Source organism: Micromonospora sp. NPDC002296, from assembly GCF_040296145.1.
GTDB lineage: Bacteria > Actinomycetota > Actinomycetes > Mycobacteriales > Micromonosporaceae > Micromonospora.
Map to the genome: position 1 here is coordinate 71052 of NZ_JBEOWQ010000008.1, position 11840 is coordinate 82891.

The 11840-nt window shown below is 72.5% G+C and carries 13 protein-coding genes; 4 read left to right on the plus strand and 9 right to left on the minus strand.

Annotated elements, in window-relative coordinates:
- Nucleotides 1–27 precede the first annotated feature (27 nt).
- Complete coding sequence (locus ABT023_RS09420) at nucleotides 28–681, minus strand: UbiX family flavin prenyltransferase (protein WP_350883463.1); 654 nt, start codon at nucleotides 679–681, stop codon at nucleotides 28–30.
- Nucleotides 682–813: 132 nt separating this feature from the next.
- Here ABT023_RS09420 and ABT023_RS09425 point away from each other — a divergent pair, with 132 nt between their 5' ends.
- Entirely contained in the window at nucleotides 814–1782 is a 969-nt protein-coding gene (locus ABT023_RS09425; protein WP_350883465.1) for a terpene synthase family protein, read from the plus strand.
- Nucleotides 1783–1822: 40 nt separating this feature from the next.
- Here ABT023_RS09425 and mqnP read toward each other — a convergent pair whose 3' ends face one another.
- Both mqnP and ABT023_RS09435 read right to left on the minus strand, forming a co-directional pair.
- Nucleotides 1823–2758, minus strand: coding sequence for a menaquinone biosynthesis prenyltransferase MqnP (gene mqnP, locus ABT023_RS09430; RefSeq protein WP_502890631.1), 936 nt, complete (start codon nucleotides 2756–2758; stop codon nucleotides 1823–1825).
- On the minus strand, nucleotides 2734–4197 hold the full coding sequence (locus ABT023_RS09435; RefSeq protein ID WP_350883469.1) for a menaquinone biosynthesis decarboxylase: 1464 nt from the start codon (nucleotides 4195–4197) through the stop codon (nucleotides 2734–2736). The genes mqnP and ABT023_RS09435 overlap by 25 nt, the downstream gene beginning before the upstream one ends.
- A 308-nt stretch (nucleotides 4198–4505) precedes the next feature.
- On the opposite strand from ABT023_RS09435, the gene ABT023_RS09440 reads away from it, so the two are divergent.
- Complete coding sequence (locus ABT023_RS09440; RefSeq protein WP_350883471.1) at nucleotides 4506–5381, plus strand: alpha/beta fold hydrolase; 876 nt, start codon at nucleotides 4506–4508, stop codon at nucleotides 5379–5381.
- Nucleotides 5382–5434: 53 nt separating this feature from the next.
- Here ABT023_RS09440 and ABT023_RS09445 read toward each other — a convergent pair whose 3' ends face one another.
- Nucleotides 5435–6010, minus strand: a complete 576-nt coding sequence (locus tag ABT023_RS09445; RefSeq protein ID WP_350883473.1) for a carboxymuconolactone decarboxylase family protein — start codon at nucleotides 6008–6010, stop codon at nucleotides 5435–5437.
- 90 nt (nucleotides 6011–6100) lie between these two features.
- Here ABT023_RS09445 and ABT023_RS09450 point away from each other — a divergent pair, with 90 nt between their 5' ends.
- Both ABT023_RS09450 and ABT023_RS09455 read left to right on the plus strand, forming a co-directional pair.
- Nucleotides 6101–6577 (plus strand): MarR family winged helix-turn-helix transcriptional regulator, encoded by a 477-nt coding sequence (locus ABT023_RS09450; protein ID WP_350883475.1) that lies wholly within the window; start codon nucleotides 6101–6103, stop codon nucleotides 6575–6577.
- A gap of 111 nt (nucleotides 6578–6688) precedes the next feature.
- Entirely contained in the window at nucleotides 6689–6892 is a 204-nt protein-coding gene (locus ABT023_RS09455; RefSeq protein ID WP_350883477.1) for a hypothetical protein, read from the plus strand.
- 61 nt (nucleotides 6893–6953) lie between these two features.
- On the opposite strand, the gene ccsB is transcribed toward ABT023_RS09455, so the two are convergent.
- The 5 genes from ccsB to ABT023_RS09480 are packed head-to-tail and all read right to left on the minus strand — an operon-like array spanning nucleotide 6954 to nucleotide 11668.
- On the minus strand, nucleotides 6954–7928 hold the full coding sequence (ccsB, locus tag ABT023_RS09460; RefSeq protein ID WP_350883479.1) for a c-type cytochrome biogenesis protein CcsB: 975 nt from the start codon (nucleotides 7926–7928) through the stop codon (nucleotides 6954–6956).
- Entirely contained in the window at nucleotides 7928–9589 is a 1662-nt protein-coding gene (resB, locus tag ABT023_RS09465) for a cytochrome c biogenesis protein ResB (RefSeq protein WP_350883481.1), read from the minus strand. Before resB ends, ccsB begins: the two co-directional genes overlap by 1 nt.
- Nucleotides 9589–10446, minus strand: a complete 858-nt coding sequence (locus ABT023_RS09470) for a cytochrome c biogenesis CcdA family protein (protein ID WP_350883483.1) — start codon at nucleotides 10444–10446, stop codon at nucleotides 9589–9591. The genes resB and ABT023_RS09470 overlap by 1 nt, the downstream gene beginning before the upstream one ends.
- Nucleotides 10446–11021: a TlpA family protein disulfide reductase gene (locus tag ABT023_RS09475; RefSeq protein ID WP_350883485.1), complete on the minus strand. Its 576-nt coding sequence runs from the start codon at nucleotides 11019–11021 to the stop codon at nucleotides 10446–10448. The genes ABT023_RS09470 and ABT023_RS09475 overlap by 1 nt, the downstream gene beginning before the upstream one ends.
- Nucleotides 11021–11668, minus strand: coding sequence for a histidine phosphatase family protein (locus ABT023_RS09480; protein ID WP_350883487.1), 648 nt, complete (start codon nucleotides 11666–11668; stop codon nucleotides 11021–11023). The genes ABT023_RS09475 and ABT023_RS09480 overlap by 1 nt, the downstream gene beginning before the upstream one ends.
- Nucleotides 11669–11840 lie beyond the last annotated feature (172 nt).

Consider the following 11840-nt stretch of genomic DNA (forward strand, 5'->3'; position numbering starts at 1 on the left):
TCCGCGTCCCGACGACACCGCCCCCGCTCAGCGGCGGCCGGCGTCCGGGCCGCCGGTACGGCCGGTGCCCAGCTCGCCGGACCAGCGCCGGAACAACGTGTGCGGTACGCCCAGGGCGTCGAGCACCTTCCCCGCCACGAAGTCGACGAGTTGCTGCGCCGAGGCGGACGCGCCGGCGCCGTAGAAGCCCGGGCTGGCGGGCAGCACCACCGCCCCGGCGTCGTGCAGGGCGATCAGGTGCTCCAGGTGGCTGCGGGTCACCGGCGTCTCGCGGGGCACCACCACCAGCGGCCGGCGCTCCTTGAGGTTGACCTCCGCGGCCCGCTGCAACAGGTCCTTGGACAGCCCGATCGCGATGCCGGCGCAGGCGGCCGTGCTGGCCGGCACGACCGCCATGCCGCGTACCCGGTAGGAGCCGCTGCTGGGGCCGGCGGCGAGATCACCGGCGGGCCAGTGCCGCACGTCGGCGTCGCCCAGGTCCCGGCCGAGCCAGGCCGCGAGGTCCTCGGCCCAGTGCCCGTCGCGGAAGGCCCGCCCGGTTTCGTCGAGGATGGTCAGCCGCGCGGCGCGGGAGACGATCAGGTCCACCGGCTCGCCGGCGTCCAGCAGCCCGCTCACGACCGCGGCGGCGTACGGCGTGCCCGACGCACCGGAGACTCCCACCACCCATGGTTCACGCATACCGTCCAGCCTGCCTGGTCACGACGGGCGGCCGTCGGCCGCCCTCGGGTCCGCCGGGCCGGCCCCCCGCCCACGGTACCGACCTGCCATGCTGCCGTGGGCGCGATCCCACGCCCCTGGGAGGAACCGATGATGACCGGCGACATCCTCTGGTCGCTTCGCTCCCACTGCCCCATCCCGCCGAGGCTGTCCCCGCACGCCGATCGCGTGCAGCGGTGGCTCGACGACCTGCTGCCCGGCCTCGGCCTGCCGCTGGACGGCCCGGCGCTGGACCGGCTGTCCCGCGCGGGTTTCGCCCGCTACGCCAGCCGGCTCTACCCGCAGGCCACCGAGGCCGACCTGCGGGTGGTGGCCGCCCTGTTCACCTGGTTCTTCCTGGTCGACGACGCCTGCGACGGCCCGCACCGGCTGGCCCCGCAGCAGATCCGGGCCCTGCGCGACGGGACGCTGTGGCTGCTGCGGGAGGGGCACCGGATCCGCCACCCGGGGCTCACCGGCCCGCTGCGCCGGCTGCTGCTGCGGGCCTGGCGGGAGCCGCGCCGCCGGATGCCGGCCCGCTGGCGGCTGCGGTTCGCCGACGCGGTCGGCCACCACCTGCACGGGACGTGGCAGGAGGCGGTGGAGAAGGCCGCCGGTCGGCCGCCGGACGTGGCCCGGTACGTCGAGCTGCGCCGGGCCACCTCGGCGGCGTACGTGTCGTATCCGCTGATCGAGTTCGTCACCGGCCGCCCGCTGCCCGACGCGGTGTACCACCACCCGCTGCTGCGCGAGATCGCCGACCTCGGCAACGACCTGCTCTCCTGGTACAACGACCTCGCCTCGCTGGAGCGGGACCGGGCCACCTCGGGCGGGCACAACCTGGTGCTCGCGCTGGCCGCCGAGCGGGGCGTCCCGGTCGCCGCCGCGATCGACCTGGCCGCCGAGCGCTGGCGGGCGGCGATGCGCCGCTTCGTCGAGCTCCGCGCGACCGTGCCGTCGTTCGGCCCGGCGCTGGACGAGGCCGTCACCGACCACCTCGACGGGGTCGCCGACGCCGTCCGGGGCACCATCGAGTGGACCCTGGAGAGCGCCCGCTACCCCACCCCGGCCGCCCGGGACTGACGGGCCCGACCGGAAGCGGGCTTCAGGGGCGCAGGCCGGCTCAGGGGCGCAGGTCGAGCCGTACCACCAGGTCGAGCAGGGCGAGCACGAACAGCGCGATGCCGACGAACCCGTTCGCGGTGAAGAACGCCCGATTGACCTTGCTCAGGTCGGTCGGCGACACCACCAGGTGCTGGTAGCCGAACGCGACGGCGGTCAGCGCCAGCCCGATCCACCAGAGCCAGCCGAACCCGACCAGCGCCCCGAACCAGATGAACAGCGCGAACGTCACCACGTGCGTGACGGTGGAGGCGTGCAGGGCGAAGCGCAGCCCGTACCGGGCGGGGACGCTGTGCACGCCGATCCTCCGGTCCACGTCGGCGTCCTGGCAGGCGTAGATCAGGTCGAAGCCGCCGATCCACAGCCCGACGGCCGCGCCGAGCAGCCAGGCCGGCCACGAGCCGGCGAAGGTGCCGGTGACCGCGAACCACGCGCCGACCGGGCCGACCGCCTGGGCGACCGCGAGGATCGCGTGCGGCCAGTTGGTGAACCGCTTGCCGTACGGGTAGACGACCAGCGGCACCACGGCTAGCGGCGCGAGCGCCAGGCAGAGCGGGTTGAGCAGTGCGGCTGCGGCGAGGAAGACCACCAGCGCGACGGCCGCGCCGGTCCAGGCCGTCCGCACGCTCACCGCCCCGGTGACCAGCTCCCGGGAGGAGGTACGGGGATTCCGCGCGTCGATCCGCCGGTCGAGGATGCGGTTGGCGGCCATCGCGAACGTCCGCGCCCCGACCATCGCCACGGTGATCAGCAGCAGGTCTCCCCAGCGCACCCGCCCGCCGTGGACCTGCATCGCGGTCAGCGCCGACAGGTACGCGAACGGCAGCGCGAAGACGGAGTGTTCGATCGCGACGAGCTTCAGGAAGGACTTGACCCGGCCGGGGCGCTCGACGGACTCCGTGACGGCGGCGGTCATCGGATCCCGTACTCCTTCCAGCGCTTGTCGACCAGGGAGACGACCTCGGGGGCCATGGTCATCTCCTCCGGCCAGCCCCGGGTATAGCCCTCGGTGGGCAGCTTCCGGGTGGCGTCGACGCCCGCCTTGCCGCCCCAGAACTGCTGGTACGAGGCGTGGTCGAGGTGGTCGACGGGCCCCTCGGTGAGCAGCAGGTCTCGGGCGTAGTCGACGTTGCCGAACGCCCGGAACGCGACCTCGTTGTAGTTGTGCACGTCGCAGTCCTCGTCGACGATCACGATCAGCTTGGTCAGCGACATCATGTGCGCGCCCCAGATGGCGTTCATCACCTTCTGCGCGTGCTTCGGGTAGCGCTTGCGGATCGACACGATCGCGCAGTTGTGGAATACCCCGGCGGCGGGCAGGTCGTAGTCGACGATGTCCGGGATCAGGAAGCGCAGCAGCGGCGCGAAGATGCGCTCGGTGGCCTTGCCGAGGCCATGGTCCTCCTGCGGTGGTTGCGACGTGACGATCGAGTGGTAGACCGGGTCGCGCTGCATGGTCATGCACTCGATGTGCATGACCGGGAAGGGCTCCACCGGCGTGTAGAAGCCGGTGTGGTCGCCGAACGGGCCCTCCGGGAGCCGCTCGCCCGGCTCGATGTAGCCCTCCAGGACGATCTGCGCGTGCGCCGGCACCTGCAACGGAACCGTCAGGCAGTCCACCATCTCGACCCGCTCGCCGCGCAGGAAACCCGCGAACAGGTACTCGTCGATGTCGGCGGGGAGCGGTGCGCTGGCCGCGTAGGCGACGGCGGGCTCGGTGCCGATGGCGATCGCCACCGGCAGCCGCTGGCCGAGCCGCTCGGCGACCGCGTGGTGCGCCGTGGAGTTCTTGTGGATCTGCCAGTGCATACCGACGGCGTTCCGCGAGTGCTGCTGCAACCGGTACAACCCCAGGTTGCGTTTGCCGGTCTCCGGGTGCTTGGTGTGGGTCAGACCGAAGTTGTGGAAGATCCCGCCGTCACCCGGCCACACCTGCAACCCCGGCAGCCGGTTCAGGTCGACGTCGTCGCCGCGGTAGACCACCTGCTGGCAGGGGGCGGTCTTGACCTTCTTCGGCGGCATCGACTTGAGCTGCATGACCTTGCCGAGCCCGCCCATCATGCCCGAGAGGCCCTGCGGCAGCTCCGGCTTGAGCATCTCGCCGATCCGCGCGCCGATCTCGTCGAGGTTCTCCACCCCGAGCGCCATCGCCATCCGCTTCTCGGTGCCGAACAGGTTGAGCGCCACCGGCATCTCGCCCCGGGTGGGCCGCTCGAAGAGCAGCGCCGGCCCGCCGGCCCGCACGGTCCGGGTGACGATCTCGCTCATCTCCAGCGTCGGGTCGACCGGGACGCTGACCCGGCGCAGCTCCCCCGCCCGCTCCAGGGCCGCGAGGAAGTCCTTCAGATCGGTGTACGGGAAGCCACGAGCCGCCATGACAGCCAGTCTCCCCCACCGGCCGCCGGAACCGCCGCTCCGGGTGCCCCGTGCCGACGCAGATCACCCGTCGCCGTGTTCGGCGGACTCCCTCCGCCCCGGCAGGGTACGCGGACGGGCCCTCTTGAGCTGCCCCGCCCACGCGCCCTCCCGGGGGCAGGCATGCCTCCGACTACATGAGTCGCGAACGTGCACCCGGCCGGGCCACCTCCGCAACCGCACCCCCCGAACTCCCAGCGCACGGTAGCCTCTCGATGACTTGCAGTCAGCACCGGCGGGGCGGGGTGGGGTGCCAGGGAGGGGATCAGGTGGGTCGGGGACGGGTGTCCGAGGAGTTCGGCGAGCGACGGGTGCGGGTCGGCGAGGTCATGATCAACCACGTCCGGGGCGGGCAGGGGCCGCCGCTGGTGCTGCTGCACGGCTACCCGGAGTCCTGGCACATGTGGCGGGCCCTGCTGCCGGGGCTGGCCCGGCACTTCGACGTGATCGCCCCCGACCTGCGCGGCTTCGGTGACAGCGATGCACCGGCCGCCGGGTACGACAAGAAGACCCTCGCCGCCGACCTGCACGGGCTGCTCGCCGAGTTGGGCGTGGCCGGCGACATCCGGCTGGTCGGCCACGACGTCGGCACCATGGTCGCCTACGCGTACGCCGCCGCCCACCCGGACCGGGTCAGTCGGTTGGTGCTCAGCGAGGCGCCGATCCCCGACGCGAGCGTCTACGCGTTCCCCGCGCTGACCCCGGCCGGCCCGGGGGTGTGGAACTTCGGCTTCTTCAGCCTCACCAACGGGCTGCCCGAGCAGCTCGTCAGCGGCCGGGAGACGCTCTGGGTGGACCGGTTCACCGACGCCCTGATGGTCCGCAAGGGCAGCATCGGCCCCGACGACGTCGAGGAGTACGCCCGGCACCTGCGGGACGAGGCGCACCTACGGGCGAGCTTCGCGTACTTCCGCGCGTTCGGTCAGGACATCGAGGACAACGCCGCGTACCAGGCGACGATGCTGCCGATGCCGGTGCTGGCCGTCGGCGGTCGGGCCAGCCTCGGCGACCAGGTGGCCGACCAGGTCCGCCGGTACGCCACGACGGTCCGGGGAGAGGTGATCGAGGACTGCGGTCACTGGTTGTACGAGGAGCGGCCGGACGAACTCCTCGCGCTGTTGCTGGACTTCCTCCGCCCGGCCTGACCCACCGGCCCGTGCCCGGCCCAGCTGGTCCGACGGTCCGGGCGACGGCCGGGTCAGCCGGCGGCGGGCGCAGGGCCGACCGGCCAGGCGTGGTCGGCGAGCTGGGGGTCGAGCGGAGCGTCGGTGAGCCGGTTGGCGAAGGTGGAGATGGTGTACGTGCCGACGCCGAGGACCACGTCGAGGGCGTTACCGGGGCGGTAGCCGGCGGCGAGGAAGGCGCGCATGGCGTCGTCCGGGACCGCGCCCCGGTGGTCCAGCACGGCCAGGGTGAACAGCCGCAGCGCCTCCAGCCGCGCCTCGGGCAGCGGCGTGCCGGAGCGCAGCGCGCCGACCAGCACCGGGTCGGCGCCCTGCCCGGTCAGCGTGCCGGTGTGCATCGCCACGCAGACGTGGCACTCGTTGCGGGTGGCGACCGTCAGCACGACGACCTCCCGCTCCACCGGGTCGAGACTGCACTGCTCGAAGACCCCGTTGATGGTGAGGAAGCCCTTGAGCAACTGCGGCGACTCGGCCATCAGGGCGGCCGGCGCCGGGAGGTAGCCGAACTTCCGCCGTACCCCCTCGATGATCGGCCGGGCGGCGGCGGGCGCGGTGTCGGCGGTGTGGGCGGTGAAGGCGGGACTGGGCATGGGGAACCTGCTCTCCGGTAGGCACGTGACGCCGGCCGTGACGTACGATCGTCAACGTGGTTGTCCAAACCGTAAACGTGGTTGTCGAACATGGCAAGCTCTGATCCCGCCCGCCCCGGCTTCGCGCTGCCCCTGCTGCTGCTGGCCGGCTTCCGCACGCTCATCGACGAGCTGCACGCGGAGCTGGCCCGGCAGGGGCACCCCGAACTGCGCCCGCTGCACGGCTTCGTCCTCCAGGCCGTCGGCCCCGACGGCACCACCGCCACCGAGCTGGGCCAGCGCCTCGGCGTCTCCAAGCAGGCCGCCGGCAAGACAGTCGACCGGCTGGTCGCCCTCGGCTACCTGGAACGCGCCGACGACCCGCACGACGCGCGCCGCAAGCTGGTCCGGATGACCGCGCGGGGCCGCGACGGGCTGGCCCGCTCGGCGGTGACCTTCGACGCGCTGCGCGACCGCTGGGCGGCCACCCTGGGCCCGGAGCGGGTCGCTGCGATCGAGGACGACCTGCGCACGGTCGCTGCCGCCGACTTCTTCCGCCTCGACGTCCCGGGCTGGTTCGGCACCTGACCCGATCCCGGCTCAGTACCACCACGTTTCGCACAACCAACGTTCTCGGCTCTGTGGTTACCCACATCGCAGCGCCGGCCGAGGGACCGGTCAAGGGGGCACGATGAGGGCATGAGCGACGCGTACGTGTCCGGGGACCCGGACGGCCTCTCCCCCCTGCTGGTCCGGATCCGCGACGCGGTGGCCCGGGAACTGCACGCCCAGCTCACCATGCGCGCCGAGCGGATCGAGCTGCCCGACGTGCCGGAGGTGGCCTACCAGGTCACCCGGCAGGTGGACCGGATCCTCACCGCGACGAGGGCCGCCCGGCCCTGACCGACGTCCCTGACGAAGGAGCTGGCCCCGGCGGTCACCGGATCGGTGCGACGGTGCCGGATCAGTCGACGCCGGCGTAGGAGTGCAGGCCGGTGAAGAAGAAGTTCACCCCGAACAGGTTCATCAGCATGGTGAGGAAGCCGAGGATGGCGAGCCAGGTGGCCACGTTCCGCCGCACGCTCGGGGTGGCCCGGGCGTGCAGGTAGCCCGCATACACCACCCAGGAGATGAACGCCCAGGTCTCCTTCGGGTCCCAGCCCCACGGCCGGCCCCACGCGGCCTCCGCCCAGATCGCGCCGGCGATCACCGCGAAGGTGAAGATGGGGAACGCGAAGGCGTGCAGCACGAAGGTCAGCCGCTCCAGGCCGGCCGCCGTCGGCAGCCGCTCCGCCAACGTGTACGGGAAGCTGCGTTTGCCCTGCTCGTACCCGTTGCGCATGAGGAACGCGATCGCCGGCACCGCGCCGAGCAGGAAGATGCCGGACGAGAAGCTGATCGTCGACACGTGCACGATGAACCAGTACGACTGGAGCGCCGGCATCAGCGGCACCACCTCGACGAACAGCTTCAGCTCGGCGAACGCGAGCAGCAGCACCATCACCAGGGTGAGGAACAGCCCCAGGCGGCGCAGCGAGGGGCGCTTCCACAGCACGCCGAGCCAGGCCGCCGTCCCGATGAACGAGATCGTCAGCACGAACTCGTACATGTTGCCCCAGGGCATCCGGTCGGCGGCGATGCCGCGGGTGACCGTTGCCGCGAGGTGCAGCGCGGCGGCGAGGACGGTGATCCCGACCGCGACGAGGCCGGCCAGCCGGGCCCGATCCGCCGAGCGGCCGACCCGGGCCGGCGGTGCGACCGGGGCGGCGGGCGCGTCGACCAGACCGCCGGGCCCGCCGACTCCCGCGCCGACCAGCTCGCGCGCGGCCGGAGCGACGGCCCTGGCGTTGCCCAGGGCGTACTCGACGGCGTGGCAGATCATCGCGACCAGGTACGCCAGGATCGCGAACGTGACCAGCTGGTCGGAGAGTGCGGACATCACTCGGCTCCTTCTCGCGTCCCGGCCGGACCGCGTGCGTCACGGCCCCCACCGGTCCGCTCGCCCGGCTCCCCGTCGCCACCGACGGCGGCGACGAGCTGCGCGAACTCGTCGGCGAACCCCGGATAGTCGGTGCGCGGCAGGCCACCGGTCTCCATCAAGCTACTACCGCCCGTCGGAGATCCGTCGGCGGGGTCGGCCGCCTCACCCGATCCGGCCGGCGTGACCCGGAACCAGACGCGCCGGCGCTTGCCGAACAGGGAGCTCATCAGGCCGACCAGCAGCACCGCCGAGCTGCCGAGCAGCAGCGTCGAGCCGGGGTCGTAGCGCACCGACAGGGTGATGTACGGCTTGGTGCCGACGAACTCCAGCACGCTGCCGTCGTCCAGCGTCCACTTCTCGCCGAAGGCTAGCTTCTTGTCGCCGACCTGCTTGAGCTTGCCGTTGGTGACCTGACGCTGGTCGAGCTGGTACACCGAGCCGGGGATGCCGGCGTCCATGCCCAGGTTCCCCCGGTACGCCACGAGCACCACGGCCGGGTTGCGCTCGGTCGGGAACTGCGACCGGGTGAACGGGGCCTGCTGCGGGGCGGTGGGCAGGTAGAGCCCCTCGAACGCCACCTGGAGGTTCGAGTCCCGCTTGCCGGTCCTCGGGTCGACGTTGACGTCCGGGAACGCCGCCAGTCCCTCGCTGGTCAGGGTGGCGTCCCCGCTGGTCAGGAACGGGACCGTGCTGGTCTGGGTCTTGCCGTACCGGTCGGTGTAGCGCAGCACCGGGGCGTAGCCGTGGCCGAGCAGGTAGACGTTGGCGTCGCCGAGGCGCAGCGGTGAGTTGACCGAGAACGACTCCGTCCGGGTGGCACGGCCCGCCTCCTCCACGTCGACCGTGGCCCGGTAGAACTCCGGCTGGGCCGACTCCAGGAACCGCGCGTCGAAGCTCTTCAGGGTCAGGCAGAACGGCGGCAGGTCGGCGCTGTCCACCTGGGGGCCGAGCTTGGCCTCGGCGTACTGCTGGCGGGTGTTGCAGAAGTCCTCGTCGGCCACCAGGAGCCGGTTGCCGTGCCAGCCGAACCAGGAGCCGAGGGCGACCCCGATCAGCACGGCGATCAGCGAGGTGTGGAACAGCAGGTTGCCGGTCTCCTTGAGGTATCCCTTCTCGGCGGAGACCTCGTTCCCGCGTACCACCACCCGCCAGCGTCGCCGACGCAGCTCGGCGGCGACGGCCTCGGCGTCGGTGGCGACACCGGTGCGCACGGCATGCTGGGGCAGCCGCTCCAGGCGCTTCGGCGCGGCCGGTGGCCGCGTGCGCAGGGCGCGGACGTGGTCGCGCAGCCGGGGCAGGATGCAGCCGATCAGCGAGGCGAACAGCAGCAGGTAGATGGCGGAGAACCAGACCGACCCGAACACCTCGAACGCGCCGATCCGGTCCAGCCTCGGGGCCAGCTCGGGGTGGTCGACGAAGTACTGGTTGACCTTCTCCAGGTTCACCCCACGCTGCGGCAGCACCGAGCCGGGGATGGCCGCGACGGCGAGCAGGAAGAGCAGGATCAGCGCCGTACGCATGCTGGTGAGCTGCCGCCACGAGTTGCGCAGCAGGGCCAGCGCCCGATTGGGCCGGCGGCGCGGCGCCTCGGGATCGGCCCGGTCCGTCACGATTGTCATCAGATGCTCACCTCGCCCACGCCGAACGTCGTCTGCAACCAGATGACGAAGTTGGTCCACCCGCCGGTGACCAGCGCGAGGCCGATCAGCACCAGCAGTACGCCGCCGACCCGGGTGACCCAGCGGCTGTTGCGCCGGATGGCGCGGAACACCCCGAGCAGGCGGTGGAAGGCCAGCCCGAAGACGACGAACGGTATCCCCAGCCCGAGGCAGTACGCCACGGCGAGCACCACGGCCCGGTCGGTCTGCCCGCCGGGGGTGGCCATGCCGAGCACCGCCGCGAGCGTGGGGCCGGTGCAGGGCATCCAGCTCAGGGCGAAGACCGCGCCGAAGACGGGGGCCCCGAGCAGGCCGGCGGCGGGCAGCCGGTGGATCCGGAACTCCCGCTGGAGGCCGGGGAGCACCCCGACGAAGGCCAGCCCGAGCACGATGACCAGCGCACCGGCGCCGATCTCCAGCGCCCGCTCGTACTGGATGAAGACCCGGCCGACGCTGGCGAAGAGGATCGCGGTGGCGGTGAAGACGGCGGTGAACCCGGCGATGAACAGCAGCGTCCCGGCGAGCACCCGGCCCTTGACCGCCGCCGCCGTCCGGCCTCGTTCCCGGGTCCGCTCCCGCACCGCCACGCCGCCGCCGTCGGCGCCCGGCCCGGGGCCCGGGGTGCCGGCGGGGGGCGTCGCCGGTGTGTCCCGGCCCTCCAGGTCGGCGCCGGCCAGGCCGGTGACGTAGGAGAGGTAGCCGGGGACCAGCGGAAGGATGCACGGGGACAGGAAGCTGACCAGCCCGGCGAGTGCCGCCGCGCCGATGGCCAGCAGCAGCGGCCCGCTCTGGGCGACGTCGTGGAAGGTCCCGCCCATCAGCGGGAGCCGTTGGGCGGGGGCTGCTCGGCGGCGATCCGCGCGACGATCGGTTGCAGCCGTTCCTGGGTCACCGCCGACCGGATGACCACGGCCACCCTGCCGTCCCGGTCCAGCACGACCGTGGCCGGGATGGTGGTGGGCGAGATGTCGAAGGCGAGGGCGAGTCGGCTCGGGGGGTCGAAGAGGCTGGGGTAGGTGACCCGGCCCTCCTCGAACGCGAGCGCCTTGTCCCGGTTGTCCTGCACGTTGATGCCGAGGAATTTCACCCCGGAAGCCTTGGTGGCCTGGTAGGTGGCCTCCAGGTCGTCGGCCTCGGCCCGGCAGGGCTGGCACCAGGATCCCCAGAAGTTGACCACGATCACCTGGCCGCGGTCCGTCGCGACGTCGTAGCTGCCGCCGGTGAGCAGCTCACCGGACAGCTTCGGGGCGGTGGACCGCTGGTCGGGGGCGCACTCGATGACGCCGTCGGTGGTGGCGCAGCGCTGCTCCTGACTGTCGGAGGAGCAGCCGGCCAGCGCCGCCGTGGTGGCCACGGCCGCGAGAAGTCCCGCGATCCACCTTCGGGCTGGCATCAGGCCCCCTTGGCCGTCCGGGCGGTCGGCGATGTGGCGACCAGGTGGGCGGCCGGCTCGCTGTAGCCGATCCCGACGATCTTCGCGCCGTCGAAGTGGAACGAGGTGAGACTGGCCAGGCCGCACTGCCGCCGCCGCGGGTCGTGCCAGAGCCGTGTGCGCTCGACGTGGCGGCGCAGCGTCCAGATCGGGAGCTGGTGGGAGACCAGCACGGCCTCGCGCCCCTCGGCGGCGACCCGGGCCGCGTGCAGGGCGGCGAACATCCGCTCCGCGATGGCCCGGTACGCCTCGCCCCAGGACGGGGTGACCGGGTCGCGCAGCACCCACCAGTTGCGTGGGTCGCGGAACGACCCGTCGCCCGGGGAGACCTTCTTGCCCTCGAACCAGTTGGCGCTCTCGATCAGCCGCTCGTCCACCCCGACGGGCAGGCCGAACTGCCCGGCGATCGGCTCGGCGGTCTGCTGGGCACGTTCGAGAGGGCTGGCACCCACGTGCACCACGTCCCGCTCGGCGAGCCCCTGGGCCGCAGCCTTGGCCATCTGCACGCCCAGCTCCGACAGGCGGAAGCCGGGCAGCCGGCCGTAGAGGATCTGATCCGGGTTGTGCACCTCACCGTGCCGCAGCACGTGGACCACCGTCTTGCTCACCGCAGCGCTCCCTTCGCTCGCGACTGCGGGGCTCGCAAAACCGGCTCACTCCTCGCGCTCACCACGCCACCTTCGTTCGCGACTGCGGGGCTCGCAAAACCGGCTCACTCCTCGCGCTCACCACGCCACCTTCGTTCGCGACTGCGGGGCTCGCAAAACCGGCTCACTCCTG

What these genes read in the sequence shown, in the direction of transcription:
- ABT023_RS09420 (WP_350883463.1), bottom strand. Translation starts at nt 681, where the DNA reads ATGCGTGAACCATGGGTGGTGGGAGTCTCCGGTGCGTCGGGCACGCCG.
- ABT023_RS09425 (WP_350883465.1), top strand. Translation starts at nt 814, where the DNA reads ATGACCGGCGACATCCTCTGGTCGCTTCGCTCCCACTGCCCCATCCCG.
- ABT023_RS09435 (WP_350883469.1), bottom strand. Translation starts at nt 4,197, where the DNA reads ATGGCGGCTCGTGGCTTCCCGTACACCGATCTGAAGGACTTCCTCGCG.
- ABT023_RS09445 (WP_350883473.1), bottom strand. Translation starts at nt 6,010, where the DNA reads ATGCCCAGTCCCGCCTTCACCGCCCACACCGCCGACACCGCGCCCGCC.
- ABT023_RS09450 (WP_350883475.1), top strand. Translation starts at nt 6,101, where the DNA reads ATGGCAAGCTCTGATCCCGCCCGCCCCGGCTTCGCGCTGCCCCTGCTG.
- ABT023_RS09455 (WP_350883477.1), top strand. Translation starts at nt 6,689, where the DNA reads ATGAGCGACGCGTACGTGTCCGGGGACCCGGACGGCCTCTCCCCCCTG.
- ccsB (WP_350883479.1), bottom strand. Translation starts at nt 7,928, where the DNA reads ATGTCCGCACTCTCCGACCAGCTGGTCACGTTCGCGATCCTGGCGTAC.
- resB (WP_350883481.1), bottom strand. Translation starts at nt 9,589, where the DNA reads ATGACAATCGTGACGGACCGGGCCGATCCCGAGGCGCCGCGCCGCCGG.
- ABT023_RS09470 (WP_350883483.1), bottom strand. Translation starts at nt 10,446, where the DNA reads ATGGGCGGGACCTTCCACGACGTCGCCCAGAGCGGGCCGCTGCTGCTG.
- ABT023_RS09475 (WP_350883485.1), bottom strand. Translation starts at nt 11,021, where the DNA reads ATGCCAGCCCGAAGGTGGATCGCGGGACTTCTCGCGGCCGTGGCCACC.